The sequence below is a fragment of the Pigmentiphaga soli genome (assembly GCF_039541095.1).
Classification (GTDB): Bacteria; Pseudomonadota; Gammaproteobacteria; order Burkholderiales; family Burkholderiaceae_B; genus Pigmentiphaga; species Pigmentiphaga soli.
In genome coordinates, this window is the sequence record NZ_BAABFO010000004.1 from 1 (window position 1) to 26,527 (window position 26,527).

21 protein-coding genes and 1 pseudogene are annotated in these 26,527 nt (G+C 68.2%); 10 read left to right on the forward strand and 12 right to left on the reverse strand.

Annotation, left to right across the window (positions count from 1 at the left end; genetic code table 11):
* Positions 1 to 90: 90 nt before the first annotated feature.
* The 4 genes from ABD927_RS04955 to ABD927_RS04970 all read right to left on the reverse strand — a co-directional run bounded on the left by ABD927_RS04955 (position 91) and on the right by ABD927_RS04970 (position 4,277).
* Positions 91 to 1,188, reverse strand: a complete 1,098-nt coding sequence (locus ABD927_RS04955; RefSeq protein ID WP_345246942.1) for an NADH:flavin oxidoreductase/NADH oxidase — start codon at positions 1,186 to 1,188, stop codon at positions 91 to 93.
* A 72-nt stretch (positions 1,189 to 1,260) separates the two neighbouring features.
* The gene (locus tag ABD927_RS04960; RefSeq protein ID WP_345246944.1) at positions 1,261 to 2,262 is read right to left on the reverse strand and encodes a TauD/TfdA family dioxygenase; all 1,002 of its coding nucleotides are present in this window, start codon (positions 2,260 to 2,262) and stop codon (positions 1,261 to 1,263) included.
* An 86-nt stretch (positions 2,263 to 2,348) separates the two neighbouring features.
* Positions 2,349 to 3,371 (reverse strand): Bug family tripartite tricarboxylate transporter substrate binding protein, encoded by a 1,023-nt coding sequence (locus ABD927_RS04965; RefSeq protein ID WP_345246946.1) that lies wholly within the window; start codon positions 3,369 to 3,371, stop codon positions 2,349 to 2,351.
* A 114-nt stretch (positions 3,372 to 3,485) separates the two neighbouring features.
* Positions 3,486 to 4,277: an HpcH/HpaI aldolase family protein gene (locus ABD927_RS04970; protein WP_345246947.1), complete on the reverse strand. Its 792-nt coding sequence runs from the start codon at positions 4,275 to 4,277 to the stop codon at positions 3,486 to 3,488.
* A 231-nt stretch (positions 4,278 to 4,508) separates the two neighbouring features.
* Between ABD927_RS04970 and gcvA the strand changes: the two genes are divergently transcribed.
* From gcvA to ABD927_RS05010, 8 genes are all read left to right on the forward strand, one after another.
* Entirely contained in the window at positions 4,509 to 5,447 is a 939-nt protein-coding gene (gcvA, locus tag ABD927_RS04975; protein WP_345246949.1) for a transcriptional regulator GcvA, read from the forward strand.
* 72 nt (positions 5,448 to 5,519) lie between these two features.
* On the forward strand, positions 5,520 to 6,476 hold the full coding sequence (locus ABD927_RS04980; protein ID WP_345246951.1) for a peptidyl-alpha-hydroxyglycine alpha-amidating lyase family protein: 957 nt from the start codon (positions 5,520 to 5,522) through the stop codon (positions 6,474 to 6,476).
* Positions 6,477 to 6,817: 341 nt separating this feature from the next.
* A complete protein-coding gene (locus tag ABD927_RS04985) occupies positions 6,818 to 8,314 on the forward strand; it encodes an aldehyde dehydrogenase family protein (protein ID WP_345246953.1) in 1,497 nt (498 codons plus the stop codon).
* 3 nt (positions 8,315 to 8,317) lie between these two features.
* On the forward strand, positions 8,318 to 9,166 hold the full coding sequence (locus tag ABD927_RS04990; RefSeq protein WP_345246955.1) for a TauD/TfdA dioxygenase family protein: 849 nt from the start codon (positions 8,318 to 8,320) through the stop codon (positions 9,164 to 9,166).
* 117 nt (positions 9,167 to 9,283) lie between these two features.
* Positions 9,284 to 10,252: a Bug family tripartite tricarboxylate transporter substrate binding protein gene (locus ABD927_RS04995; RefSeq protein WP_345246957.1), complete on the forward strand. Its 969-nt coding sequence runs from the start codon at positions 9,284 to 9,286 to the stop codon at positions 10,250 to 10,252.
* Positions 10,253 to 10,790: 538 nt separating this feature from the next.
* Positions 10,791 to 12,716 (forward strand): PrkA family serine protein kinase, encoded by a 1,926-nt coding sequence (locus tag ABD927_RS05000; protein WP_425570182.1) that lies wholly within the window; start codon positions 10,791 to 10,793, stop codon positions 12,714 to 12,716.
* 11 nt (positions 12,717 to 12,727) lie between these two features.
* Entirely contained in the window at positions 12,728 to 13,990 is a 1,263-nt protein-coding gene (locus ABD927_RS05005) for a YeaH/YhbH family protein (protein WP_345246959.1), read from the forward strand.
* 79 nt (positions 13,991 to 14,069) lie between these two features.
* Entirely contained in the window at positions 14,070 to 15,608 is a 1,539-nt protein-coding gene (locus tag ABD927_RS05010; RefSeq protein ID WP_345246961.1) for a SpoVR family protein, read from the forward strand.
* A gap of 32 nt (positions 15,609 to 15,640) precedes the next feature.
* On the opposite strand, the gene ABD927_RS05015 is transcribed toward ABD927_RS05010, so the two are convergent.
* The gene (locus ABD927_RS05015; RefSeq protein WP_345246963.1) at positions 15,641 to 16,582 is read right to left on the reverse strand and encodes a LysR substrate-binding domain-containing protein; all 942 of its coding nucleotides are present in this window, start codon (positions 16,580 to 16,582) and stop codon (positions 15,641 to 15,643) included.
* Between the two features lie 147 nt (positions 16,583 to 16,729).
* Here ABD927_RS05015 and ABD927_RS05020 point away from each other — a divergent pair, with 147 nt between their 5' ends.
* Entirely contained in the window at positions 16,730 to 18,118 is a 1,389-nt protein-coding gene (locus ABD927_RS05020; RefSeq protein WP_345246965.1) for an MmgE/PrpD family protein, read from the forward strand.
* 80 nt (positions 18,119 to 18,198) lie between these two features.
* On the opposite strand, the gene ABD927_RS05025 is transcribed toward ABD927_RS05020, so the two are convergent.
* The gene (locus ABD927_RS05025) at positions 18,199 to 18,723 is read right to left on the reverse strand and encodes a LysR substrate-binding domain-containing protein (protein WP_345246967.1); all 525 of its coding nucleotides are present in this window, start codon (positions 18,721 to 18,723) and stop codon (positions 18,199 to 18,201) included.
* 26 nt (positions 18,724 to 18,749) lie between these two features.
* Here ABD927_RS05025 and ABD927_RS05030 point away from each other — a divergent pair.
* Positions 18,750 to 19,153, forward strand: a pseudogene (locus tag ABD927_RS05030) (MFS transporter); the annotation flags it as partial.
* Positions 19,154 to 19,482: 329 nt separating this feature from the next.
* On the opposite strand, the gene ABD927_RS05035 reads toward ABD927_RS05030, so the two are convergent.
* The 6 genes from ABD927_RS05035 to ABD927_RS05060 all read right to left on the reverse strand — a co-directional run bounded on the left by ABD927_RS05035 (position 19,483) and on the right by ABD927_RS05060 (position 26,346).
* On the reverse strand, positions 19,483 to 20,463 hold the full coding sequence (locus ABD927_RS05035) for a tripartite tricarboxylate transporter substrate-binding protein (RefSeq protein WP_345246969.1): 981 nt from the start codon (positions 20,461 to 20,463) through the stop codon (positions 19,483 to 19,485).
* A gap of 215 nt (positions 20,464 to 20,678) precedes the next feature.
* Positions 20,679 to 22,220, reverse strand: a complete 1,542-nt coding sequence (locus tag ABD927_RS05040) for a class I adenylate-forming enzyme family protein (protein ID WP_345246971.1) — start codon at positions 22,218 to 22,220, stop codon at positions 20,679 to 20,681.
* A gap of 15 nt (positions 22,221 to 22,235) precedes the next feature.
* The gene (locus ABD927_RS05045) at positions 22,236 to 23,435 is read right to left on the reverse strand and encodes an acyl-CoA dehydrogenase family protein (protein ID WP_345246973.1); all 1,200 of its coding nucleotides are present in this window, start codon (positions 23,433 to 23,435) and stop codon (positions 22,236 to 22,238) included.
* A 5-nt stretch (positions 23,436 to 23,440) separates the two neighbouring features.
* Positions 23,441 to 24,394 carry a hydroxymethylglutaryl-CoA lyase gene (locus ABD927_RS05050; protein WP_345246975.1) on the reverse strand — a complete coding sequence of 318 codons (954 nt, stop codon included), beginning with the start codon at positions 24,392 to 24,394 and terminating at the stop codon, positions 23,441 to 23,443.
* A gap of 10 nt (positions 24,395 to 24,404) precedes the next feature.
* On the reverse strand, positions 24,405 to 25,199 hold the full coding sequence (locus ABD927_RS05055) for an enoyl-CoA hydratase/isomerase family protein (RefSeq protein WP_345246977.1): 795 nt from the start codon (positions 25,197 to 25,199) through the stop codon (positions 24,405 to 24,407).
* A 19-nt stretch (positions 25,200 to 25,218) separates the two neighbouring features.
* Positions 25,219 to 26,346: a CaiB/BaiF CoA transferase family protein gene (locus ABD927_RS05060; protein WP_345246979.1), complete on the reverse strand. Its 1,128-nt coding sequence runs from the start codon at positions 26,344 to 26,346 to the stop codon at positions 25,219 to 25,221.
* Positions 26,347 to 26,527: the final 181 nt, after the last annotated feature.

Sequence of the window (26,527 nt, forward strand, 5' to 3'; positions counted from 1 at the left end):
GCTTCGCGCGCCCCTCAAGGGGCGATGCGAGCGGACCGGCGGAGCCGGATCCGCCTCATCCGGGATGGCACCATGGACTGCTGATAGGCGTCAGCCCTTCAATAGCTCGGGAAACCGTTCTGGCTGCGCGCGCAGGTACTGCCTGGGCGCCTTGACGCTGGCGCCCAGCTGCGCCGCGGCATGCCACGGCCAATGCGGGTCGTACAGGAAGGCGCGGGCGATGCCGACCAGGTCGGCGTCGCCGGTGCCGACCACGGCCTCGGCCTGCTCCGGCTCGGTGATGAGGCCGACCGCGATGGTGGGCAGCTTGGTCGCCTTCTTGATCTCGCGCGCATAGGGCACCTGGTAGTTCGGTCCCGACGGCACCTGCTGCTGCGGGCTCAGGCCGCCGCCCGACACGTGGATGAAGCTGGCGCCGCGCGCCTCCAGCGCCCGGGCGAAGGCAATCGTCTGTTCCAGATCCCAGCCGCCCGCCACCCAGTCGGTGGCCGACACCCGCACTCCCACCGGCCGCCGCGCCGGAAACGCCTCGCGCACCGCCTCGAACACTTCCAGCGGGAAGCGCATGCGGTTTTCCAGGCTGCCGCCATAGGCATCGTCGCGCCGGTTCGACAGCGGCGACAGGAACTGATGCATCAGATAGCCGTGCGCGGCGTGCAGTTCGACCAGGTCCAGCCCCAGGCGGCCGGCGCGCCGCGCGGCCTCGGCGAAGCGCTCGCGCACGCGCGCCAGCCCGGCGGCGTCGAGCGCGACGGGCGGGCGGTCGGCCTCGTTGAAGGCCAGCGCCGACGGCGCCACGGTCTGCCAGCCGCCCTCGGCCGCCGGCACCTGGCTGCGGCCGCGCCACGGCGCATAGGTGGAGGCCTTGCGGCCGGCATGCGCCAGCTGGATGCCGATCGGCGTATCGGACCACGCCCGCACGGCCGACAGCACGCGGCCCAGCGCGGCCTCGTTGGCGTCGGACCATAGCCCCAGGTCGTCGGGACTGATGCGGCCCTCGGGTTCGACCGCCGTGGCTTCGAGGATGACCAGCGCGGCTCCCGAGGTGGCCATGCTGCCGACGTGCATGACGTGCCAGTCGGAGGCGCTGCCTTCGCGCGCCGAATACTGGCACATCGGCGCGATCACGATGCGGTTGCGCAAGGCGAGTTCGCCCAGGGAAAAAGGCTGGAACAGTTTGGGATTCATGGAGGCCTCTTGGGAGACGGGCTCCCAGGATAGACCACTATTGCGCAGCGCACCAAGTCCGCGCGGCGACGTTCAGGCCGCCCGCGCGCGGGCCTCGCGGTAGATGCGCTCGTAGGTTTCGGCCCGGATGCGGAACGCCGGGTCGACCGGCCGCCCGTCCGGCACCGACAGCCACAGCCGCAGCAGCAGCCGCCGCTGCTGCGGGTCGTCCTCGAACGCGGTGCGCGAATGCAGGCAGATGTAGTTGTGCCACAGCATGAACTCGCCCGGCTGCAGCTGCAGCCGCAGCGCGAGGTCGTCGCGCATCGACAGTTCGTCGAAGTAGTCGCAGGCCTGCGCCAGGTCCGCCGGCAGCGGCTCGCCCAGGTACTGGGCGGCGTTCTTCATGTGCGCCGGCTCGTAGCAGCAGCTGACCACGCCGTCCACCGCGCAGAACGCCGGGATGGCCTCGTCGGTGATTGCCTTGCTGCTGAAGCGGGCCTCGTCGCTGGCGTAGCGGTAGCCGCGGTACAGGGGCTCCAGCAGTTCGGGACGGGTACGCAGGATCTCGTTGTGCAGCGCCAGGCCGCTGACCAGCCCGCTCAGGCCGCCCGACTTCGCCTTGCGCACGCACATCAGCCCCACCAGTTCGTAGGAATCGGTGTGCATATGCAGTTCGCGCAGGCTGCGGTAGCCGCGCTTGACCTCGTCGTCGGCCTGGTTCTGCACGTAGCCCAGGCGGTCGCCGCGCGCGCTCTGCGCCGCGCCGATGCCCAGGTGGGTGCCCAGGCCCCAGTAGATGCGCTCCAGCCGCTCGGCATCGTAGCGGCCCGGGTCGAGGCCTTCGACGATGACGGCGCCGCGGCCGTGCATGATCTCGTCGCGCAGCCCGGCCATCAGCGCATTGACGGCGGGGTGGTCGAAATCGGCCCGCGTCGCCTGCTGCGGGGCCAGGTGGGCGGTCGCGTCGAGCAGGCGGTCGACGCCATCGAGCTCGGCGGCCGTGAGCCGGCGCCGCAGCGGACCGTCGCCGCCCAGCGAACGGCGGGTCCAGGCGGACGGGTGGTCGATGATCTGGCGGTACACGGGTGTCATGTCTGTCTCCAGCTTATGGATGTGCAGGTAGGCGGGGAGGCGCGCCCGGCATCGGCGCGCGGCCGGCCGGGCCATTCGGGCCGGGACTATTCGGGTTTGATGCCGGCCGCCTTGACGACGTGCGACCAGCGCGGATACTCGCGGGCGAACAGGTCTTTCGCCTCTTCCATGGTGCCGGCGGGCACTTCGCCGCCGTTCTGCGAAATCTTCTCGCGCACCTCGGGATTGCGCAGCGCGCGCACCAGGTTCTCGGACAGCTTGGCCACGATGTCGGGCGGCGTGCCGGCGCGTACCATGATGGCGGTGTAGTGGACCACCTCGAAGCCCGGCACGCCGGATTCCGCCAGCGTCGGCAGGTCGGACAACAGCTCGGTGCGCCGCAGCGAGGTCGCGCCGAGCGCCGTCAGCCGCCCCGCCTTGAGCATTTCGCCCACTTCGATCGGCGCCGCGAAATAGGCGTTGGTGGTGCCGCCCAGCACCGCGTTGATGGCCTCGCCGCCACCCTTGAACGGCACGTGCAGCAACTCGATGCCGGCGCTCTGTTCGAGCAGTTCGAAGCCCAGGTGCGGCGTGCTGCCCACGCCGGCCGACGAGAACGACACCTTGCCGGGGCTGGCCTTGGCGGCGCGGATGAAGTCGCCGGCGGTGCGCATGCCCGAGGCGGGATTGACCACCAGCACCAGCGGCGTGGTCATCACCAGCCCGACCGGCACGAAATCCTTGCGGCCGTCGTAGGGCAGGCTGGGGTAGACGAACTGCGTGATGGAAAAAGTGGGCGTGATCACCAGCAGCGTGTAGCCGTCGGCCGGCGAGCGCGCCACCTCGGCCGCGCCGATGGTGGCGCCGGCGCCCGGCCGGTTCTCCACCACGAAGGATTGGCCCAGCTGTTTGGTGAGCTGGTGCGCGACGATGCGGGCCAGGATGTCGGCCGTGCCGCCGGTGGAGAACGGCGCCACCACCCGCACCGGCTTGGCGGGCCACGAAGATTCGGCGCGCGCCGCCGGCAGCCATGCCGCCCAGCCGGCGGCGCACAGCGCCAGCGCAGCCGCCGCCCGCGCCGCGCGGCGCCGGCCTTTGATCCCGCCATCGAAGGGTCGCAACGATTCCATGGTCAGCTCCTCGAGGTTGCGGCCGGCCGCCGGCGCGCGGCAAAGGCCGTGCGCCGTCTCGCGGCGGACCGGGATGGCGGCGGCGCCGCCGGAATGGGAAAGGGGGAATGCCGCCTAGCGGGGCATCTCGCGCAGGGCGCGCAGTTCGTCGCGGGCGCCGGCCATCAGGTAGCTGACGTCCGAGCCCGTGGTCAGGTAGCGCACGCCGAGCCGCACCAGGTCCTGCTGCAGCGCCGAATCGCCGCGCGCGCCGCCTACGCCCATCGCCTTGCCCTGGTTGGCGCAGGCGCGCGCGACCTTTTCGAATGCCGACCACATGCGCGGATCGCGGTAGGCGGCAGGAATGCCCATCATGTTGCTGACGTCGAGCGCGCCGATATGGACCATGTCGACCCCGGGCACGGCCGCGATCGCCTCGGCCTGCCCGATGGCCTCGGGCGTTTCCAGCATCATCACCAGCAGCTCTCGCTCGTTGAGGTATTCGTTGACCTCGCCCTGCGGCATGCCGCGATAGCGCAGCGCCGGCCCGGTGCCGTAGGCGGACCGCTGGCCGAACGGCGGGAAGCGCAGGTTGCGCACGATCGCCCTGGCCTCGTCGGCGTTCTGCACGTGCGGCGTCATCACGCCCTGCGCGCCGCAGTCCAGCATGCGCGCCGCATGGAAGGGCTGGTGCGACGAGACCCGCACGATCGGCGTCACGCCGGTGGGCAGCGCCGCCACGCAGATCGACGCGGCGGTCTCCATCGACGTGGCGCTGTGCTCGAGGTCGATGAAGATGGCGTCGAAGCCGGCGGCCTGCGCGATCATCGGCACCTCCACGCTGCGCATCTGGTTCACGCCCAGGCACAGCACCAGTTCGCCGGCGCGCAGCTTGCGCTTGGCGTGATTGTCTTGCGGGTCGTTCATCGGTCTCCCCTTCGATGGGCATGGTCCGGCGGCGCCGGCCCCGCGCCGGTCGCCCGGCGTCGTCGTTCTGGTTGACGCGTCAAGACTAGGGGCGGCTGCAAGACCCTTTCAAGCGATTTAAATTCACAGCAGTATGAGTATCCATCCGCGCCGGCCGGCCCTACACTGGGGCCGCGGCACCCCATCACGCGCGCCCGCCCGCGCGGAAGACAAGACTACGGAAGAGACAACATGCCCGGCCGTCGCCTGCCACCGCTGAACGCCCTGCGCGCCTTCGAGGCCGCCGCGCGCCACCAAAGCATCTCGCGCGCTTCCGAGGAACTGTCGGTCACCCACGGCGCGATCAGCCGCCAGGTAGCCAAGCTGGAGGAATTCCTCGGCGCCAAGCTGTTCGTCCGTTTGCAGCAGCATGTAATGCTGACCGAGCGCGGCGCCGCCTACGCGGCCAAGCTGCAGACGCTGTTCGACCAGCTCGAACACATCACCTGCAGCAGCTTCGACGCCCGCTCGCAGCAGGGCACGCTGCGCATCGGCGTGTTCTCCACCTTCGCGCTGCGTTTCCTGATCCCGCGGCTGGCCGGCTTCCGGCAGAAATTCCCGAACCTGACGGTGCACGTGGAAAGCTCGGGCGACCCGATCGACCCGCACGACATGAACGTCGACGCCGCGATCTGGTGGGGCTACGGCGACTGGCGCAACCTGGTGGTGGAACACCTGTTCGACGAAGAAGTGGTGCCGGTAGGCAGCCCGGCGCTGCTGGCCGGCCGCACGGTGGCCCAGCCCGACGACCTGCGCGATTTCCTGCTGCTGCACGCGATGCGCCGGCCCGACGACTGGCAGCTGTGGCTGCAGGCCGTGGGCGCCACCCGCGTCGACGGCCACGGCGGGCTGAAGCTGGAGAACTCCAGCCTGGTCTACGAGGCCGCCGTCAACGGCCTGGGCCTGGCAATGGCGCAGACGCTGCTGATCCGCGAAGACATCGCGCACAAGCGCCTGATGCCGGCCATCGAATTGCCGGTGCGCACCGGCCGCGCCAACTACCTCGTTTACCCCGAGGCCAAGATGGGGCTCAAGCAGATCGCGCTGTTCTCGCAATGGATCAAGGCCGAGATCGCCGCCGCCATGCTGCCGCAGGCCGCGGCGGGCCGGCAAAAAGTCATGGCAATGTGAAAAAAAAATGGTTTGCGGCCGTTTTCGGCAGCGTGGGAGGATGCCCCCGTCCTTCACCCACGGCGACAGAACATGACGACATTCGGAAGCGGCGAACACACCTACCGCATCGTCGAAAACTGGGCCAAGTTGCCCGACGGCTGGCAGCTGGGCGACGTCGGCGGCGTCGGCGTCGACCGCCGCGACCAGGTCTACGTGTTCCACCGCGGCCCGCACCCGATGATCGTGCTCGACCGCGACGGCAACTTCGTGCGCTCCTGGGGCGACGGCCTGTTCCCGCGCGCGCACGGCGTGCACATGGGGCCCGACGACACCATCTACCTGACCGACGACGGCGACCACACCGTGCGCAAATGCACGCTCGACGGCAAGGTGCTGCTGACCATCGGCCTGCCCGGCAGGCGCCAGCCCTTCATGAGCGGCAATCCGTTCAACCGCTGCACTCATACCGCGCTGTCGCCCGAGGGCGACATCTATGTGGCCGACGGCTACGGCAACGCGCGCATCCACAAGTATTCGCCCGACGGCAGGCTGCTGCTGTCATGGGGCGAGCCGGGCTGCGAGCCGGGCCAGTTCAACCTGCCGCACAACATCTCGTGCGACGCCGACGGCTGGGTCTACGTGGCCGACCGCGAAAACCACCGCATCCAGGTATTCGACGGCAACGGCCGCTTCCAGACGCAATGGCACAACCTGCACCGGCCGAGCGGCATGTACATGCCGCCGGGACGCTGCCCGATCTGCTACGTGGGCGAGATCGGCCCCTACTACGACTTCAACCGCGGCGCCCCCAACCTCGGCCCGCGGCTGTCGATCCTTTCCAACGAAGGCAAGCTGCTGGCGCGCATCGCCACCACGCCGTCGGCCGGCACCGGCCCCGGCCAGTTCCTGTCGCCGCACGGCCTGGCGGTCGATTCGCGCGGCGACATCTACGTGGGCGACGTGTCGTACACCGCCTGGCCTTCCCTGTTCCCCGACATACCGCGCCCCAAGGTGCTGCGCAGCCTGCAGAAGTTCGAGAAGGTGTAACCCCGGAGTAAGCCCCCCCTACGCGCTTCGCGCGCCCCCCAGGGGGCGATGCGCGCGGACCGGAGAGGAGACCCACCCCCGCGCGGCCTGCGGCCGCCCCCCCTCTAGGGGGCGATGCGCGCGGACCGGAGGGGAGACCCACCCCCGCGCGGCCTGCGGCCGCCCCCCTCTAGGGGGCGATGCGCGCGGACCGGCGGAGCCGGATCCGCCGCATCCTGGATGGGGTGGGTCATGCGGGGGAGATCGTGCGAGGCACGGTTAACAACTGGGCGGCGACGCCGCGCGGCGGACTGTTGCTGCCTATTGATTCGACAGACATGCCAAAGGAGACGACTGTGGACATGAAAACCCGGAATGCCGCGGCGCTGCTGCCTGACGTGCAGCGCTTTCTGGCCGGCTCGCCGCTGGCGGCCGTGATCGGCGGGCGCGATACTGCCGCGGCTGGGGGCGCCACACTGGCTACCCACGATCCCGGCAGCGGCGAGCGGCTGGCCGAATTCCCGGCCATGGGCGCGGCCGAGGTCGATGCCGCGGTGCAGGCTGCGGCGCAGGCCTTCGGGCCGGGCGGGTGGTCGACGCTGCCGGCGGCCGAGCGCGCGGTGTGGCTGCACCGGCTGGCCGACGAGGCGGAGCGCCGCAAGCCCATCATCGCGCAGATCGAGGCGCTCGACGCCGGCAAGCTGCAGGCCCAGGCCGAAGGCGACGTGCAGACCTTCATCGATACGCTGCGCTACTTCACCAACCTGTCGTTGAACCTGCAGCCGCGCGCGGTGCTGGCCGTATCCGGCCACGAGGCGTGGACGCTGCGCCAGCCCTGGGGCCCGTGCGGCTTCATCGTGCCGTGGAATTTCCCGCTGGTGCTGATCGGCTGGAACATTTCGCCGGCGCTGGCCGCGGGCAACACCGTGGTCATCAAGCCGGCCGAAGACACGCCGCTGTCGGCCATCTACCTGGCCCGGCTGGCGCGCGAGATCGGGCTGCCCGACGGCGTCATCAACGTGGTCACCGGCACCGGCGAAACGGCCGGCGCCGCGCTGGCGCGCCATCCCGGGCTCAAGCGCATGTCGTTCACCGGCTCGCCTGAGGTCGGCCGGCTGGTGGCCGAGGCCTGCGGGCGCAACCTGACGCCGTGCAAGCTGGAACTGGGCGGCAAGGGCGCCGCGGTGGTGTTCGACGACGTCGACGTGGCGGTCACCGCCGACAAGCTGGCCGCCGCCATCACTTTCCACACCGGCCAGGTGTGCTGCGACGCCACCCGCTGGCTGGTGCACGAGAAGATCTACGACGCCTTCCTCGATGCCGCCGCCGCGCGGCTGCGCGGGGTCCGCGTCGGCTACCAGCTCGACCCGGCCGCGCGCATGGGGCCGGTGGTCAGCGCCACGCAGCAGGCGCGCGTGCTGCGCTACCTGGAACGCGGCCGGGCCGAGGGCGCCGAGGTGGTGCTGGAGGGCGGCGCGGCCAGCGTGCCGGGCCGCGCCGGCTGGTACGTGAAGCCGGCGCTGCTGGCCGGCGCGCTCGACAACGTGGCGGCGCGCGAAGAAATCTTCGGTCCCGTTGCCTACTTGGCGCCGTTCCGCGACGAGGCCCAGGCCATCGCGATGGCCAACGCCACCGACTACGGCCTGGCCAACAGCGTGTGGACCACCGACCCGGCGCGCGCCTCGCGGGTGGCCGAGTCGATGGTGGCCGGCAACAGCTGGATCAACGCGCACAACGTCTTTCCGCTCGGCGTGCCCTACGCCGGCGTCAACAAGAGCGGCATGGGCGGCGGCGTCAACAGCGTGGAGACGCTGTTCGACTACACCCGCAGTCAATCGATGGTTAGGCCCTTGAGGTAACAAATGCAGAACGGCAGCAACATTGTGGTGGAACCGGTCACCGGCGCGATCGGCGCCGAGATCGTCGGCGTGGATATTTCGCGGCCCCTGGACGACGCGACGGTGGCGGCGCTGCGGCAGGCGCTGCTCGATCATTGCGTGATCTTCTTCCGCGACCAGGAACTCGACATGGCGGGGCTGAAGGCCTTCGCCGCCCGCTTCGGCGAAATCTTCCTGCACCCGAACATCCTCGGGTCGAAGGCCGACCCGGCGGTGATCGAGATCATCCGCCAGCCGGGCGAGAAACGCATCGTGGGCGAGGATTGGCATTCCGACACCGCGCACGTGGCGGCGCCGCCGATGGGCTCGGTGCTGTACGGCGTCGACGTCCCGCCCTACGGCGGCGATACGCTGTTCGCCAACCAGTACCTGGCCTACGAAACGCTGTCGCCGGGCCTGAAGCGAATGCTGGAAGGCGTGCGCGCGCTGCATTCGGACCGCGACGTGGCCGGCCCCGCCGCCGAGCTCAACGCCAACCGCTCCACCAAGGTGCGCGAAAACCCGGACTGGCGCGAGACCGCCCATTTCCATCCGGTGGTGCGCACCCATCCCGAAACCGGCCGCAAGGCGCTGTACGTGAACCGCCAGACGACGATGGCCTTCGAGCACATGACGCCCGAGGAAAGCCGGCCGCTGCTGGAGTACCTGTGCCGGCACGCGCACCGGCCCGAGTTCAGCTGCCGCTTCCGCTGGCGCCGCGGCTCGGTGGCGTTCTGGGACAACCGCTGCGCGCAGCACACGGCGGTGCACGACGCCGGCCGCTTCCGGCGCGAGATGCGCCGCGTCCAGCTGGTGGGCGACGCGCCGTTCTGACGCGCCGCCGACACGGCCGGCCCCGCCGGCCGTCATGAAGTCATAGAAACCGGGCCGCGCCGATGCGGCCCGGGGCCATCGCCGGGCCGATACCGACGGCAACGAGGAGGAGTGGAAATGAAGCGATTGCTGTGGTGTGGCGCGGCGCTGTGGGCCGCCGCGCTGTCGTTGTCGCCGGCGGCCTTGCGGGCGCAGGAATGGCCGGCCAAGCCCATCCGGCTGATCGTGGCGTTCCCGGTCGGCAGCGCCACCGATTCGATTGCCCGCGTGGTCGGCAAGGAAATTTCCGCCGCGCTCGGCCAGTCGGTGGTGATCGACAACCGGCCCGGCGCCGGCGGCGCGATCGCCGCCGAGGCGGTGGCGCGCAGCGCGCCCGACGGCTATACGCTGCTGATGGGCACCAATACCCAGTTCGCCGCCAACGTCAGCCTGTACAAGAAACTGTCCTACGACCCGGTCAAGGATTTTTCCCCGGTCGTGCTGCTGACCACCCAGCCTACCGTGCTGCTGGTGCGGCAGGATTTTCCGGCCCGCACGCTGGCCGATTTCGTGAGCCACGCCAAGGCCGCGCCGAAGAAGCTGTCGGCCGGCTACGGTTCGGCCAGCACGCAGGTGGCGATCGCCAAGCTGCGCACGCTGGCCGGCCTCGACCTGATCGAGGTGCCGTACAAGGGCGTGCCGCAAGCCGTGATCGACGTGGTGGGCGGCACGCTGGACTTCACGTTCGCCGATCTCGGCAGCGGTTTGCAACAGGCCGCAGGCGGCAAGGTGCGGGCGCTGGCCGTGACCTCGGGCCAACGCAGCCCGCTGGCGCCCGACTGGCCGGCGGCGGCCGAAACCTACCCCGGCATCGACATCTTCGGCTGGCACGCCATCGTGGCGCCCGCCGGCACGCCGCCGGATGTGGTGCGCAAATTCTACGAGGCGAGCATCAAGGCGCTGAAGCGGCAGGAAGTGGCCGAAAACCTGGCCGGCCTGGGCGTCACGCCGGCGCCGATGGGGCCGGAAGAACTGGGCCGCTTCATCAAGGAAGACATCGTCCGCTGGGCCGGCCTCATCAAGGAGGCTGGCATCCAGCCGGAGTAAGGTCCCGGGCCGCGCCGGCGGCCCTTGCGCGCGGACGGGCCGCGCGCGCATCCGCTCCCCGCGACGCGGCGGCGCCCTCTTCGGGACCGCCGCGTTTCGTTTGCGGGAAGCGCCGATTTTGCGCACCGCAGGCCCGTGCGGCGGCCTGCATCGACACAACGCGCGCTCCCCGCGCGCGACATCCGTCCCCACCGTCTCGCATACACGACATAGACGGCCGCGCGCGGCGCAAGCGTGCCCCGCGCAGGTATCTTGCGCAAAAAAATTTGTGCGTCCCCCATTTCCGAGGAACTCTGCTTTTAATGTAGAACCTTAGATATATCGGGGCAACGCCATGTTGTGCGAAAACGCAACCATCGATTCCCCGAAGCCGGAATACGAAAAGAAGGTGCGAGAACTTATAGCGACGCACAAGCAATAGGGTCAGAATGGGGTTTCTGATCGTCGATCCGTATCGCGCCGGATCGGCGAAAGACCGGGCACCGGCACCGTGGAGTGGAGACTAGCGAGACCTTTTCAAATGCTGTTGGAGTGTTCCATGCTGAATATCGTCGAAGGCTTTAAGTCACAGTACGCCAAACTGCAGGAAACCGAACTGTCGCTCGAAGAGTATCTGACACTGGCCAAGCGCGATCCCATGGCCTACGCCACATCGGCGGAACGGATGCTGGCAGCCATCGGCGAACCTGAAGTGATCGATACCCGCAACGATCCGCGCCTGTCTCGCCTGTTCTCCAACCGCCTGATCCGCCGCTACCCGGCGTTCAAGGAATTCTTCGGCATGGAAGACGTGATCAGCCAGATCGTCGCCTTCTTCAAGCATGCCGCGCAGGGCCTGGAAGAGCGCAAGCAGATCCTCTACCTGCTGGGCCCGGTGGGCGGCGGCAAGTCGTCGATCGCCGAGCGCCTGAAGAGCCTGATGGAGGCCTATCCCATCTACGCGCTGAAGGGGTCGCCGGTCAACGAATCGCCGCTCGGCCTGTTCCATCCCGACCGCTTCGGCAACCAGCTCGAAAACGAGTACGGCATCCCGCGCCGCTACCTGACCGGCATCATGTCGCCGTGGGCCACCAAGCGGCTCAAGGAATTCGACGGCGACATTTCCCGCTTCCGCGTGGTCCGCATCAACCCGTCGGTGCTGCGCCAGGTGGCCATCGCCAAGACGGAGCCGGGCGACGAGAACAACCAGGACATCTCCTCGCTGGTCGGCAAGGTCGACATCCGCAAGCTCGACCGCTACTCGCAGGACGACCCCGACGCCTACAGCTACTCCGGCGGGCTGTGCCTGGCCAACCAGGGCCTGCTCGAATTCGTCGAAATGTTCAAGGCGCCGATCAAGATGCTGCACCCGCTGCTGACGGCCACCCAGGAGGGCAACTTCAAGGGCACCGAAGGCTTCTCGGCCATCCCGTTCAGCGGCACGATCCTTGCTCACTCCAACGAGTCGGAGTGGCAGACCTTCCGCAACAACAAGCACAACGAGGCATTCCTCGACCGCATCTACATCGTCAAGGTGCCGTACTGCCTGCAGGTTTCGGAAGAGGTCCACATCTACGACAAGCTGCTCAAGCACAGCTCGCTGTCCGAGGCTCCGTGCGCGCCCGGCACGCTTGAAATGATGGCCCAGTTTTCGGTGCTGACCCGCTTGAAGGATCCCGAGAACTCCAGCATCTATTCCAAGCTGCGCGTGTACGACGGCGAAAGCCTGAAAGACGTCGACCCCAAGGCCAAGACGCTGCAGGAGTACAAGGACTACGCGGGCACCGACGAAGGGATGACCGGCGTGTCGACGCGTTTCGCCTACAAGATTCTTTCGAGCGTCTTCAACTACGACCTGACCGAGGTCGCGGCCAACCCCGTGCACCTGATGTACGTGCTCGAGCAGCGCATCGCGCGGGAAGACTATCCCGACGAAACGCGGCGCCGCTACCTGGAATTCATCAAGGGCTACCTGGCGCCGCGCTATGCGGAATTCATCGGCAAGGAAATCCAGACGGCCTACCTCGAGTCGTACTCCGAGTACGGCCAGAACATCTTCGACCGCTACGTCACCTTCGCCGACTGCTGGATCCAGGATGAAGAATTCCGCGATCCGGAAACGGGCGAAAGCTTCGACCGCGCGGCCCTGAACGCCGAACTGGAAAAGATCGAGAAGCCGGCCGGCATCGCCAACCCGAAGGATTTCCGCAACGAGATCGTGAACTTCGTGCTGCGCGCGCGGGCCAACAACGGCGGCACCAACCCGACCTGGACCAGCTACGAGAAGCTGCGCGAGGTGATCGAGAAGAAGATGTTCTCCAACACCGAAGACCTGCTGCCGGTGATCTCGTTCAACGCCAAGGCCTCGGCCGACGACCGCAACAAGCACCAGAGTTTTGTTGCGCGCATGGTCGATAAGGGCTATACCGAAAAACAAGTGCGGCTCCTTTGCGAGTGGTACTTGCGGGTGAGGAAGTCTTCCTGAGCAAGGCGGGTATGAGTTCACTTATCGATCGCCGGCTCAACGGCCGGAACAAAAGCGCGGTCAACCGCGAACGCTTTCTCAGGCGATACAAGCAGCAGATCCGCCGGGCTGTGCGCGACCTGGTGCAGGAACGTTCGATGAAAGAGATGGACGCCGGCGGCGACATCTCGCTGCCGGCCAAGGACATCTCCGAACCCACCCTGCACCACGGCGCGGGCGGCGATCGCGAGATCGTCCATCCGGGCAACCGCGAGTTCGCCAAGGGCGACACCATTCCACGGCCCAACGGCCAGGAAGGCGCCGGCCAGGGCGAGCCCGGCGAAGGCGAGTCGGTGGACCAGTTCACCTTCACGCTGTCGCGCGCGGAATTCCTCGATCTCTTCTTCGAAGACCTCGAACTGCCGCACCTGGTCCGCACCCAATTGGGCGAGGTCAACCAGACCAAGTGGCAACGCGCCGGCTACACCACCACCGGTTCGCCCAGCACGCTGAGCGTGGCGCGCACGCTGCGCACCTCGCTGTCGCGCCGCATCGCGCTCGGCGCGCCGGCCGTGCAGACCGAACTCGAAGCGGCCCAGGAAAAGCTCGACGAGGCCCGCCGTGCCGGCGCGCCGGCCGACGAGATCGAAGAGCTCGAACGCACGGTGGCGGACTTCCGCTCGCGGCTGGCGCGCGCGCCCTTCCTCGACGAGATCGACCTGCGCTACCGCAACCGGGTGGCGGTGCCGGCGCCGGTGGCGCGCGCGGTGATGTTCTGCCTGATGGACGTCTCGGGCTCGATGAGCGAGTTCAAGAAGGACCTGGCCAAGCGCTTCTTCACGCTGCTGTACCTGTTCCTCACGCGCCGCTACGAACGCCTCGACGTGGTCTTCATCCGCCACACCGACAACGCCGAAGAAGTCGACGAAGACACTTTTTTCCACGATCCGAAGAGCGGCGGCACGGTGGTGATGTCGGCGCTCGAACTGATGCGGGAGATCATCGAAGACCGCTACTCGCCGTCCACCTGGAACATCTACGCCGCGCAGGCCAGCGACGGCGACTCGTTCGGCGCGGACGCCGCCAAAAGCGCGCGCTTCCTGTCCGAGCACCTGCTGCCGGCCTCGCGCTATTTCGCCTACATCGAGATCCCGGAACCGGGCGAGTCGCACAAGACCAGCCTGTGGGCCGAGTACGAACGCGAGACCGCCGAGCACTTCGTGATGCGGCGCATCCGCGAGCGCGGCGAGATCTTCTCGGTATTCCATGATTTGTTCAGGAAGGAGGCCGCATGAGCGCACTCCGCACGGCCGCCCTTCGATGCGCGCTCCCTCCCCTGGGGAGGATGTCGCGCAGCGACAGGAGGGCCCACCCATGAGCACGATAGCAACGCTCGGCGATCCGGCCCCCGCCCTCAAGGGGCCCATCTCCACCGGATCGGAGTGGACCTTCGAGCTGATCCAGCGCTACGACCAGGCGATCGCCGAGGCCGCGCAGGAATTCGGGCTCGACACCTACCCGAACCAGATCGAGATCATCACCTCCGAGCAGATGCTCGATGCCTACGCCTCGGCCGGGCTGCCCATCGGCTACCCGCACTGGTCGTACGGCAAGGAATTCATCCGCCACGAACAGGCCTACCGCACCGGCGTGCAGGGCCTGGCCTACGAGATCGTGATCAACTCCAACCCCTGCATCGCCTACCTGATGGAAGAAAACTCCATCGCGATGCAGGCGCTGGTGGTGGCGCACGCCTGCTACGGCCACAACTCCTTCTTCAAGGGCAACTACCTGTTCCGCCAGTGGACGGACGCCGACGGCATCCTCGACTACCTGGTGTTCGCGCGCAAGTACGTGATGGCTTGCGAAGACCGCCACGGCATCGGCGCGGTGGAAGACATCATCGACTCCTGCCACGCGCTGATGTCGCACGGCGTGGACCGCTACAAGCGCCCGCACCCGATCTCGTACAAGGCCGAGGCCGAACGCCAGGCCGCGCGCGACGAGCACGAGCGCCGCCAGTACGACGACCTGCTGGCCCACACGGTGCCGACCGCCAGCGCCCCGGCCGACGACGAGGCCAAGCGCGCCGTGTTCCCGCCCGAGCCCGAGGAAAACGTGCTGTACTTCATCGAGAAGTACTCGCCCAAGCTCGAGCCCTGGCAGAAGGAACTGGTGCGCATCGTGCGCAAGCTGGCCCAGTACTTCTATCCGCAAACGCAAACCAAGGTCATGAACGAAGGCTGGGCGACCTTCTGGCACTACACGTTGCTGAACCGGCTGCACGAGAAGGGCCAGGTCAACGACGGCTTCATGATCGAGTTCCTGCAGAGCCACACCAACGTGGTCAGCCAGCGCGGCTTCGACCAGCGCGGCTACGGCGGCATCAACCCCTACGCGCTGGGCTTCGCGATGATGCAGGACATCCGCCGCATCTGCGAGCACCCCACCGAAGAAGACCGCCTGTGGTTCCCCGACATCGCCGGCAGCGACTGGATCAAGACGCTGGATTTCGCGATGCGCAACTTCAAGGACGAGTCCTTCATCGCGCAGTACCTGTCGCCCAAGCTGATCCGCGATTTTCGCTTCTTCGCGGTGGCCGACCACCAGGCCAAACCCAAGCTCGAGATCGACGCCATCCACGACGACGACGGCTACCGCCGGATCCGCAAGCTGCTGGCACAGCAGTACAACCGCGACGCGCTTCTGCCTGACATCCAGGTGGTGCGGTACAACCGCGACACCGACCGTTCGCTGGTGCTGCGTCACCAGAAAACGCGCGGCCGCCCGCTGGCGGCCGACGACGCCGGCGAAGTGCTCAAGCACCTGTCGCGGCTGTGGGGCTTCAAGGTCCGGCTGGAAGAAACCGAGGCCGACGGGCGCGTGTCGTCGGCCCGCGAAATCGGGGCCTGACTGCCCCCGGGCCGGCCGCCCGCCGCCTTGCGTCACACTTCTCCGCTGTGGCCGGACGACGGGCGGATCAGCGCCGCCTTCACCACGTCCGGCGTCAGCTCCGGCGCCATGAAATTGATGAAGTCGTAGGCGAAGCCGCGCAGATAGGTATTGGCGCGCAGCGCGATATAGGTGGTGCTGGACGGGAACAGGTGGCTGGCGTCGATGGCCCGCAGGCCGCGATCGTCCTCGGCGCTGAAGGCGGCGGTGGTCAGCACGGCGATGCCCAGCCCAAGCTTCACATAGGTCTTGCTCACATCCGCGTCCAGCGCGCCGAACACCACGTTCGGCTCGATGCCGGCCTTGCGGAACGCGCCCAGCACCTTCCAGTTGCCGCTGTGGCCGTGGGTAAGGATCGGATACTTGGCGATCTCGTGCAGCGTCAGCGGCTTGGCTTTCAGGATCGGATGGCCGGCCTTGGCCACCACGCTGCGCGGCAGCACCACGCCCGGCAGCGCCACCAGGCTGGGGAAGGCTTTTTCGGGCTCGGTGCCGATGGCGATGTCGGCGCTGCCGGCCGCCACCAACTCGCGGATCTGCACCGGGCTTTCCTGCATCAGTACCAGCCGCACCTCCGGATATTCCCGCACGAAACGCTCGATCACCTGCGGCAATACGTAGCGCGCGTGGGTATGCGTGGTGGCCACCGTCAGGCTGCCGGCGCTGGTCTTGGAAAACGTTTCGCCCAAGTGGCGCAGGCGCTCGGCATCGGCCAGCATGCGCTGCGCGATCGCGATCACCTCGCGGCCCGGCTCGGTCACCCCCACGATCTTGTTGCGCTGGCGGGCGAAGACCTCGAAGCCGAGCTCGGCCTCGAGCTGCTGGATCTGCTTGCTGATGCCCGGCTGCGAGGTGTGAAGCACATCCGCCGCGGCCGTCATGTGGTTGCCGTTGCGATAGATTTCCAGCACATACTGCAGTTGCCGCAGCTTCATTTCGGCGTCTCCTCAGGATAACAGGCAGCGATGACATGATAGCCCGATATTCTTGCGAGCTATCGGGCGCCTTGCTAAATTGCCTGCACACCGCCGGAGGCCCGCTCTTTCGGCGTCCGCAAATCAAGCCGAACGGAGAGACACGAAGTGCGCGCCGAAACCATAGCCGAACAGTTGGCCAGACAGATCTCGACCGCGATGGAAAGCGCGGTCCTGACCCCCGAAACCATACATGCCGTCGAGCGGCTGATCCTCGACAGCATGGCCTGCGCCCTGGGCGCCGCCGATTCCCCCGCCGTCAAGGTGATGCGCCGCTGGGCCAAGCGCATCGGCGGCACGGCCGAGGCCACTCTGCTGGCCACCGGCGAGAAGTCGTCCGCCATGGGCGCCGCGATGGTCAACAGCGCCATGATCCGCGACCTGGACATGAACGACACCTACTTCTCGAACAATCCGGCGCACTCGAGCGACAACATCGGCGCCTGCCTGGCGGTGGCCGAGGCCGAAGGGTCGTCCACCATCGACGTGATCAAGTCGATCCTGATCGCGTTCGAAGTGCAGATGCGCTGCTGCGAATTCACCAAGTCGTCGTTCTTCAAGACCCGCGGCTGGGACCAGACCACGCTGGTCACCATCGCCAGCGCCGCCGCCGCCGGCGCGCTGCTGCACCTGGACCAGGAACGCCTGACCAACGCCATCGCCATCGCCGGCTGCTACCCCACGCTGGGCGAAGTGCGCGTGGGCCAGATGTCGATGCTCAAGGGCGCCAGCGCCGGCATCTCGGCCGCGCACGGCGTGGAAGCCGCCTATCTGGCCAAGGAAGGCCTGACCGGCGCGCGCGAAGTGTTCGAAGGCCAGCGCGGCCTGGGCAACCAGGTGCTGGGCGAATGCGACTGGAGCGTGCTGACCGCGCCGATGGACAAGTGGCGCCTGCCGCTGACCTGCCTGAAGCGCTACCCGGCCGCCTACATCAACCACGCCGCGATCGACATCTCGCTGGCGCTGGTGAAGGAACACGGCATCACCCCCGACAAGATCGAACACGTGACGGTGGACGGCTTCGGCTGGCTGATCGAGGACATGGTCAACGGCATGGGCGGCACCTCGCGCTACGAAGTGGACGAGCGCGAGACGGCCGACCACAGCCTGCCGTACATCGTCGCGATCTCGCTGGTGGAAGGCAAGTACGAGATCGGCCAACTGCGCGCCCGCAAATGGGAGCTGCCGGAAGTCAAGGCGATGATGGCCAAGATCACCTGCGTCCACGACAAGGCGATGGACGCCGTCTTCCCGCCCGACCGCCCCTCGCGCGTGACCATCAAGCTCACCAACGGCCAGACCGTGGTCAAGGAACTGCCCTATCCGAAGGGCGACTACCGCGACCCGTTCACCGACGAGGAACTGGCCGCCAAGTTCCGCAACCTGACGGCCGACGTGCTGAGCCCGGCGCAGCAGGAAAAGGCCATCGCCACGGCGCTGAACTTCTCTAAGAACAGCCTGCCCGAACTGATCGCCGCCTGCGCCCCGGGCCGCTGAACCCGGCGGAGTACGGAGGAGCAAGCCGCGCGGCCACGAAAGCCGCGCGGCTTTTTTGCCGTCGGGGGCCGCCCTTTGTGTCAGGCGGACGCCGGCGCCGATGCTTCGGCTTCGATCCACGCCGCCACATCGGTGACTTCGCGGCGCGGTTGCGCCTCGGCATGGATTAGCCAATGGCCGTGCGCGATTGCCGCGCCATGCCGCGGCGGGTCGATCACGACCAGCCTGCCTTCATCGACCTGAGGCGCGATCAATTCAAGCCGCCCCAAGGCCACGCCCTGGCCCGCAAGCGCAGCCTGCATCACCAGATCGTATTGGTTGAAATGCACGAAGGCGCGCGGCTTCGCGTCCTTGCGGCCGGCAGCCTCCAGCCAGGTGCGCCATTGCAGCCACGGATAGCGGGCATCGTCGAACTCCAGCAGCGTCAGTTTTGAAAGCCAAGAACCGGAACGAAGCGATTTCACCGCAAGCGAAGGATGGGCCACGGGCGCGATGGTCTCGCCGAACAGGCGGCGCGATCCGGGCGGCACCGACGAGGCGCAGGTATAGCGGACCGCGAGATCGATGCCCTCGTTGCGGAGATCGACGATCTGGTTGTTTGCCAACAGCGCACATCGACACCGGGATGCCGCTGGGCGGACGGTATCGCCAGAAATACCTGCTGTCGGGCTTGTACCTGGCGCGTACGTCGGCGATGGCACTGTTCACACTGCTGCCACCGAGCACATGGAGCGTCTATCTGTTCGCCGCGGCAATGGGCCTGCTATGGCTGGGAACGGTGCCGCTGACCAATGCCGTGCTCTGGCGTGTTTTCGGCGTCCGTTATTTGAGTACCCTGTTCGGTTTCACGTTCTTCGGCCACCAGTTGGGCTCGTTCTTCGGCGTCTGGCTGGGCGGCTATGTGTTCGACGCCACCCGTCCTACGATCCGGTCTGGCTGGGCGCAATGGGACTGGGCGTTCTGGCCGCTGCATTGCACTGGCCCATCGACGATCGGCAGATCCTGCGCGTCGCACCCGCCATGGCGGCCACGTGAACGCGGCCGCCGTCCGCCATTGTTTCCTGCGGCTGCTGGGGGCCGTGATTCTCGCCGCGGTTTGCGCCTTGGCGTTCAAGGCGTGGCTGGCGCCGGGCAACATTTCCCTTCTGGCTGCCGGCATGGATTCCCGGGCTGTGCAGCTGAGTTCGGGATGGCTGACATATGGACGAGCCCGCCGCTCTTGGTTTACGAAGCCAAGCCGCGCTACACATGGCGCGACATCGCGCGTCGCTGCGCGCGGCAGGGGATTCCATGGTCACGACCCGGCGTGTTCCCGCGGCGTGCGCCGGCGATGTCCGGGAAGCATCCCGGACCGGCTTCCGGCCTTAGCGCTGAGCGGCTTCGTTGCTCTTGCGAATGATCGGGGCCCAGCGGTCGATTTCGGCTTCGAGGTGCTTCTGCAGGGCTTCTGGTGTGGCGCGGTCGCGCGAAACGGGCTGGGCGCCCAGTTCGGCCAGGCGCTCGCGCAGCTTGGGGTCTTCCAGCGCGGTCTGCAGCGACTTCTCGAGCTTGGCCACCACCGGCTCCGGCGTGCCCTTGGGCGCGTACAGGCCGTGCCAGACGACCATTTCGAAACCGGGCAGGCCGGCCTCCGACGCAGTGGGCAGGTCGGGCAGCTTGGCCACGCGATTCTTCGACGTGACGGCGAAGGCCTTGACGCGCTTGGCGGTGACCGGCCCCAGCGTGGTGGTGGTCTGGTCGCAGACCAGGTCGATGTGGCCGGCCATCAGGTCGACCATGGCCGGGCCGGCGCCCTTGTAGGCGACGCTGGTGATGGGAACGCCTGCGGCCTGCTGCAGCAGCATGCTGCACAGCTGGGAAGCGGTGCCGGGACCGGCGTGGCCGACGGCGGCGCCATCTTTCTTGCTCCTGAGGTAGGCGATCAGTTCCTGCAGATTTGAGGCCGGCAGGTCAGGGCGGCCGACGATGACCATCGGCACATCGGCGATCAGGCCGATGGCCTGGAACACCGTGCGCGGCTCGTACGGCAGGTTGTCGTAGAAGGTGCCGGTAGTGGCATGCGACATGTTGTAGAGCAGGATGGTGTAGCCGTCGGCCGGGGCCTTGGCCACCATCGACGCACCGATGGTGCCGCTGGCGCCGCCGCCCTTGGTCTCGACCACCAGCGTGTTGCCCAGCGGGCCTGCCATGGAGTCAGCCAGGATCCGGGCCAGCGCGTCGGTGGGGCCGCCCACGGAGCTGGGCACCAGCATGGTTACCGGATGACTGGGGTAGCCGTCGGCATGGGCGGTGCCAACCGCGGCGATGGCCAGGACGGCCGCGCCTATCGTTGTCGTGAATTTCAAGTCGGTCTCCTTCAATCGGGCGCCCGCCCGGAGGGGCGGTGCAAATCAGATCGTTCTTAAAGTTTGGTGAAACGTTTTAATTTTCGGGTCGCAGTGTGCCACAGGAATAAGATAGAGACAACAGCGATTGGTACACCATTGCAGGGGAATCTCGCCCTCCTCGCGACCTGGGGAATACTGCCCTGCAAGTGAAACGTTATTCCAGCAAGGCGTAATCAGACCGGTTCGCGGGGCAATAGGCGCGGATGCGGGCCGTCCTCCAGCCGGTAGCGTTCCAGCACCAGGTCGACCACCCGGGCGCGCTGGATCTTGTCCTGCGAGCCGCGCGGCAAGGCATCGACCGACAGATAGGCCCGCGGGCGCTTGAACTTGGCGATCTGCCCGGCCGCGCTGGCCGCAGCCGCGTCCCAGCCGGCCGGCGGGCGCTCGGCCACCGCCACGATCACCTGCCCCCAGTATTCGGACGGCAGGCCGACGGCGACCACCGGCGCGGAGCCGGCCGCCGGCCCGATCACTGTCTCGATTTCCTGCGGAAAGATTTTGTAGCCGCCGCTTTTGATGACGTCGTGGGCGCGCCCCGTCAGCATCAGCTCGCCGTGCGCCGACAGCAGCCCCATGTCGCCGGTGGCGTGCCAATCGCCGGGGCCGACCGCATGGAAACCCTCGGCGTCGATGTGGCCGGCCAGCATGTGCTGGGCCCGGATGTGGATTTCGCCCGTTTCGCCCGGCGGCAGGTCGCGGCCGTCGCCGTCGCGCACGGCCAGCTCTACGCCCGAGGCGGCCCAGCCCAGGCTCACGCCGGGCTGCGAAGCGGGATCGGCGCCATACCACGCATCGCATTCCTCGGGCGACAGGTAGGTGATCGGGTTGTAGACCTCGGACTTGCCGTAGGTGACGCGCACCACCGGCCCGAAGATCTCGCGCGCACGGCGGTACAGATCGGGCAGCAGCGTGGACGTGCCACAGAAGATGGCGCGCACGCCGCCGTAGCGATGGCCGGTCAGGCCGTCGGCCAGCTTGGCCAGCACCGTGGGCGGCGCAAAGATGGCGTCCACGCGGCCGTCGTCCAACAGCGCGCGCACCCGTCCCACGTCCACCCCTTCGAACAGGTGCACCGACGCGCCGGCGTCCAGGTAGGCATAGGACAGCAGCGCGGCGCCGAATGGGAACGGCGTCATCAGCAGGATGCTGGACTGCGCGCCGGGCTGGTACGGCAGACTGGCGCGCAGCAGCAGGTTGGCGGTCCAGCGGCCGCGATGGCTGCAGACGATGGCCTTGGGCTTGCCGGTGGTGCCCGAGGTGAACACCAGGCGGCCCCAATCATCGGCCCGCGCGGACAGGGCGGGATCGCAGTCGGCGGTCCCGATGCTGCCGTCATCGACCAGGTGGACCTCACAGCCCAGGTCGCCGAACAGCTGGCGGCGCGCCAAATCCGTGACCACGTGGCGCACCGACGCCAGGCGCAGGCAATAGGCGATCTCCGGCGGCGACAGATGGGGGTTGACCGGGGTTTCGGCGGCGCCGGCCAGCATCGTGCCGTAGCTGGCCCAGACCGCGGCCGGGCCGTTGGCCAGGCAGACGGCTACCGGCTCGCCGGGCCGCACGCCACGCGCGAGCAGGTGGCGGGCGAGCCCGTTGGCGCGCGTCGCCAGCTCGGCATGGGTGCATTGCCCTTCGGCGCCGATCACCGCCGGCCGGCCGCCGTAGCGGGCCTGCCGCACGGCCAGTTCGTGTCCCCACGGAATGCTGTGAGTCATGCGTGCGTTCCTTCGTCAATACGACCGGGGCATGCCCAGCACGTGCTGGCCCAGGTAGGCAAGAATGAGGTTGGTGGAAATCGGCGCCGTCTGGTAAATGCGCACCTCGCGCCACTTGCGTTCGACGTCGTACTCCTGCGCGAAGCCGAAGCCGCCGTGCGTCTGCAAGGCCGCCTCGGCGGCGTGCCAGGTGGCTTCCGAAGCCAGCAGCTTGGCCATGTTGGCCTCGGCGCCGCAGGGCCGGCCGGCGTCGAACAGCGCCGCCGCCTTGCGCGACATCAGCTCGGCCGCCTCAAGCTCGGCGTAGGCGCGCGCCAACGGGAACTGGATGCCCTGGTTGCGGCCGATGGGATGGCCAAACACCTTGCGCTCGTTGGCGTAGGCGACGCCCTTGTCGAGCAGCCAGCGGCCGTCGCCGATGCATTCCTGGGCCACCAGGATGCGCTCGGCGTTCATGCCGTCGAGGATGTAGCGAAAACCCTTGCCTTCTTCGCCGATCAGGTTCTCGACCGGCACCTCCAGATTCTCGATGAAGACTTCGGTGGTGTTGTGGTTGATCATGGCCGGGATCGGGCGGATCTCCAGCCCCTTGCCCCTTGCCTCGCGCAAATCGACCAGCAGCGTCGACAGGCCGTCGGTGCGCCTGGCACATTGCTCGACCGGCGTGGTGCGCACCAGTAGCAGCATAAGGTCGGAATACAGCGCGCGCGAGGTCCACACCTTCTGCCCGTTGACCACGTAGACGTCGCCGCGCCGCTCGGCCCGGGTCCTGAGCTGGGTGGTGTCGGAACCGGTCGTGGGCTCGGTCACGCCGAAGGCCTGTAGGCGCAGTTCGCCCGAGGCGATGGCCGGCAGGTAGCGACGCTTCTGCGCCTCGCTGCCGTGGCGCAGAAGGGTACCCATGATGTACATCTGCGCATGCGCCGGGCTGGCCACGCAGCCGCTGGCGTTGATCTCTTCCAGGATCACCGCGGCCGCCCGCAGCGGCATGCCGGAGCCGCCGTATTCCTCGGGAATCAATGCGCCCAGGAAGCCGGCGTCGGTCAGCGCGCGGATGAACTCGCTGGGGTAGCCGCGCTCGCTGTCCAGTTTGCGCCAGTAGGCGCCGGGGAAATCGGCGCAGATGCGGCGCACCGCGTCGCGCAGGTCGGGGTAGTCGCGGCTTTCGGCCGAGATGTGCAAGCCGTTGTCGCTGGCCGGGTAGGTGGTGTTCATGGTATTCAACCTTGTCGTTGGAGTGGGCCCGCACCGGCCGAGAGGCGGAAGGTCTTGGGCAGGCCGGCGCGGGCGATCGCGCCGGCGAACGGTTCGCCCGGCAGCCACGACTCGACGCTGCGGCGCAGTTCGAGCAGCGCGTCGATGTCGGCGCCGGTGCGCAGGCCCAGCGATTCGAGCAGGAACACGCAGTCTTCGGTATCGATGTTGCCGGTGGCGTTGGGCGCGAACGGGCAGCCGCCCAGTCCGGCCAGCGAGGCGTCGAAAATCCGCACGCCGGCCTGCACCGCCGCATAGACATTGGCCAACCCGAGGCCGCGCGTATCGTGGAAATGACAGGCCACCGGCACCTTGCCGGCCAGCGCCAACACCTGCCGCATCAGGGCGTCCACCTGGCCCGGATCGGCATAGCCAACGGTGTCGGCGATGGTGATCTCGTCGGCGCCCAGCGCCAGCAGGCGCTCGACGATCCGCAGCACGCGGCGCTCTTCCACCCGGCCGGCGATAGTGCAGCCGAAGGCGGTGGCCACGCCCACGCCGAGCTCCACGCCGGCGCCATGCTCGTCGCGCCAGGCCTTGATGCGGCCGAAGTCCTCGATCGATTCCTCGGTGGGGCGGCGCACGTTGCGCAGATTGTGCTCGTTGCTGGCCGACAGCACGAAATCGATTTTCTTCAGGCCGATCTCGAGCGCGCGCCGCGCGCCTCTCAGGTTGGGCACCAACGCCGCGGGCCGCAGGCCGGGCATGGCCAGCGCGCCGCGCGCCACCTCCTCGGCGTCGGCGAACTGCGGCACCACCTTGGCCGGCACGAAGGCCGTGACCTCGATGTCGGCGATGCCGGCCGCCAGTTCGCGCCGGCACCATTCGAGCTTGCGACCGGCATCGAGCATGGCGTGGACCATCTGCAGGCCGTCTCGCAGCCCGACTTCGCGCACGCGCGCCGTTTCTTGCACGGACATGGCGCAGCTCCTAGACGCCGCGAAAGCGCGGCTTGCGCTTCTCGTTGAAGGCCAGGATGCCTTCCTGGCGGTCCTGGGTCGGCACCATCCGGTTGTAGGCTTCGATCTCGAACGCCAGACCATCGGCCAGCGACATCTGCAGGCCGCGATGGATCGACTGCTTGGCCTGGCGCACGGCGATCGGCGCGTTGTCCGCAATGCGCAGCGCGGTGTCGAGCACGCGGTCCATCAGTTCGGGCAACTCGTACACGGCGTTGACCAGGCCCCACTCCCGCGCTTCCAGCGCCGTGAACGGACGGCCGGTCAGGATCAGTTCCTTGGCACGGCGTTCGCCCACCGCGCGCGCCAGCGTCTGGGTGCCGCCGGCGCCGGGCATGATGCCGAGCGTGACTTCGGTCAGCGCGAAGCGGGCATGGGCGGCGGCGTAGACGAAGTCGCACAGCCCGGCCAGTTCGCAGCCACCGCCGTAGGCCGCGCCGTTGACCGCGCCGATCAGCGGCACCGGGCACCCGGCGATGGCTCGCACCATGCGTTCGAAGATGGCGTGCTGGGCCAGCCATTGGGCGTCGGTCATGCCCTTGCGTTCTTTCAGGTCGCCACCGGCGCTGAAGGCCTTGTCGCCGGCGCCGGTCAGCACGACGCAGCGCAGGCCGTGGGTATCGACCAGGAATTCCTCGAACAGCTCGACCAGGTCGCGTCCGGCCTGGGTATTGATGGCGTTGGCGCGTTCCGGCCGGTTCAGCGTGACGCGCAGCACGTTCTCGCGCGGATAGTCGAGCGCGAGCGTTTCGAATTCGGTTTTCAAGCAAGTCTCCTTCGGAAGATCAGCGGGCCGTGCCGTGCTCGCCCAACGCCGGCGGGCGGCCGGCGGCACGCGGCCGCGTGCCGTCGAACGACAGCGGGATGCCGGCCAGCGGCAGGTCGTCGCCTTCGCAAGGCGCGCACATGCCCACCGCTTCCAGTTGCGGATGGCGCGCCACGCGGTCCACGGTAAGCAGCGGCGCGTTCGGCACGCCGGCCTGGTCCAGCCGTGCCGCCAGTGCGGCGCTGTCGAACTGCAGGAATTTTTCTTCCAGCAGCGCGATCAGCCGGCCGCGATTGGCCACGCGCGCAGGATTGGCGGCGTAGTCGGGATCGGCCGCCAGTTCCGGCATGCCGATGGCGCGGCACAGCCGGGTGAACAGGCCGTCGTTGCCGGCGGCCACCATCAGCCAGGCGTCCTTGGTGCGGAAGGCCTGGTAGGGCACGATCTGCGGCTGGCCCGAGCCCTGCGGCCCGGGCACCTGGCCGCTGGCTTCGAAATTGGCCAACGGCACGGTCATCCAGGCCAGGCCCGTCTCGAACAGCGAGGTGGCCACGCGGCCGCCGCCGTTGCCGTCGCGGCGGGCCAGCAGGCGCGCCAGCACGCCGATCACCGCCCACATGCCGGAGCCCATGTCGACGATCGACACGCCGGCGCGCGCCGGCGGGCGGCCGGGCTCGCCGGTCACGCTCATGATGCCTGCCGTGGCCTGCACCAGGGGGTCGTAGCCGGGGCGGCCGCCCAGCGGACCGCCGCGGCCGAAGGCCCCGATGTCGCACCAGATCAGCGCGGGCTTGTCGCGCAGCAGCGCGGCGGCGTCGAAGCCGAATTTTTCCAGCAGGCCGGGCCGCAGGTTCTGCACGACGACGTCGGCGTGGTCCAGGATCAGCCGGCGCAGCGCGGCCTGACCGCTTCGCGAGGCGAGGTCCAGCGCCACGCTTTCCTTGCCGCGGTTGAGCGCCATGAAGGTACTGGCCGTGCCGCGGTGGAACGGCGGACCCCAGCTGCGGGCGTGGTCGCCGCCATCGGGGTTTTCCACCTTGACCACCCGCGCGCCGAGGTCGGCGAAGATCAGGCCGGCATAGGGCGCGGCGACGCTGGTTCCCAGTTCCACTACCGTCAGGCCGGCGAGCGGCGCGGCTTCCTGCATGTTGGCTCCTGTGCGGCGGCCGGGCTCCCCGCAGGGCGCCGGCGCGCTCTCTCGAAATTATGAAACGTTTCAAATAATAGCCGATAAAGCCTACCGAAGCGAACCGGCAGACCGGCGCGGCGTACAGGACCTGGCGTCGATGGCTGGCGGACGCGCCTTGTCCCCCACCACCGGAGATGGT

Excerpts from the sequence above, each read along its gene's own strand:
- ABD927_RS04955 (WP_345246942.1), bottom strand. The coding sequence starts at position 1,188 with ATGAATCCCAAACTGTTCCAGCCTTTTTCCCTGGGCGAACTCGCCTTG.
- ABD927_RS04965 (WP_345246946.1), bottom strand. The coding sequence starts at position 3,371 with ATGGAATCGTTGCGACCCTTCGATGGCGGGATCAAAGGCCGGCGCCGC.
- ABD927_RS04995 (WP_345246957.1), top strand. The coding sequence starts at position 9,284 with ATGAAGCGATTGCTGTGGTGTGGCGCGGCGCTGTGGGCCGCCGCGCTG.
- ABD927_RS05060 (WP_345246979.1), bottom strand. The coding sequence starts at position 26,346 with ATGCAGGAAGCCGCGCCGCTCGCCGGCCTGACGGTAGTGGAACTGGGA.
- ABD927_RS05000 (WP_425570182.1), top strand. The coding sequence starts at position 10,791 with ATGCTGAATATCGTCGAAGGCTTTAAGTCACAGTACGCCAAACTGCAG.
- ABD927_RS05005 (WP_345246959.1), top strand. The coding sequence starts at position 12,728 with ATGAGTTCACTTATCGATCGCCGGCTCAACGGCCGGAACAAAAGCGCG.
- gcvA (WP_345246949.1), top strand. The coding sequence starts at position 4,509 with ATGCCCGGCCGTCGCCTGCCACCGCTGAACGCCCTGCGCGCCTTCGAG.
- ABD927_RS05045 (WP_345246973.1), bottom strand. The coding sequence starts at position 23,435 with ATGAACACCACCTACCCGGCCAGCGACAACGGCTTGCACATCTCGGCC.
- ABD927_RS05010 (WP_345246961.1), top strand. The coding sequence starts at position 14,070 with ATGAGCACGATAGCAACGCTCGGCGATCCGGCCCCCGCCCTCAAGGGG.
- ABD927_RS04960 (WP_345246944.1), bottom strand. The coding sequence starts at position 2,262 with ATGACACCCGTGTACCGCCAGATCATCGACCACCCGTCCGCCTGGACC.
- ABD927_RS04990 (WP_345246955.1), top strand. The coding sequence starts at position 8,318 with ATGCAGAACGGCAGCAACATTGTGGTGGAACCGGTCACCGGCGCGATC.
- ABD927_RS04980 (WP_345246951.1), top strand. The coding sequence starts at position 5,520 with ATGACGACATTCGGAAGCGGCGAACACACCTACCGCATCGTCGAAAAC.
- ABD927_RS04985 (WP_345246953.1), top strand. The coding sequence starts at position 6,818 with ATGAAAACCCGGAATGCCGCGGCGCTGCTGCCTGACGTGCAGCGCTTT.
- ABD927_RS04970 (WP_345246947.1), bottom strand. The coding sequence starts at position 4,277 with ATGAACGACCCGCAAGACAATCACGCCAAGCGCAAGCTGCGCGCCGGC.
- ABD927_RS05050 (WP_345246975.1), bottom strand. The coding sequence starts at position 24,394 with ATGTCCGTGCAAGAAACGGCGCGCGTGCGCGAAGTCGGGCTGCGAGAC.
- ABD927_RS05040 (WP_345246971.1), bottom strand. The coding sequence starts at position 22,220 with ATGACTCACAGCATTCCGTGGGGACACGAACTGGCCGTGCGGCAGGCC.
- ABD927_RS05015 (WP_345246963.1), bottom strand. The coding sequence starts at position 16,582 with ATGAAGCTGCGGCAACTGCAGTATGTGCTGGAAATCTATCGCAACGGC.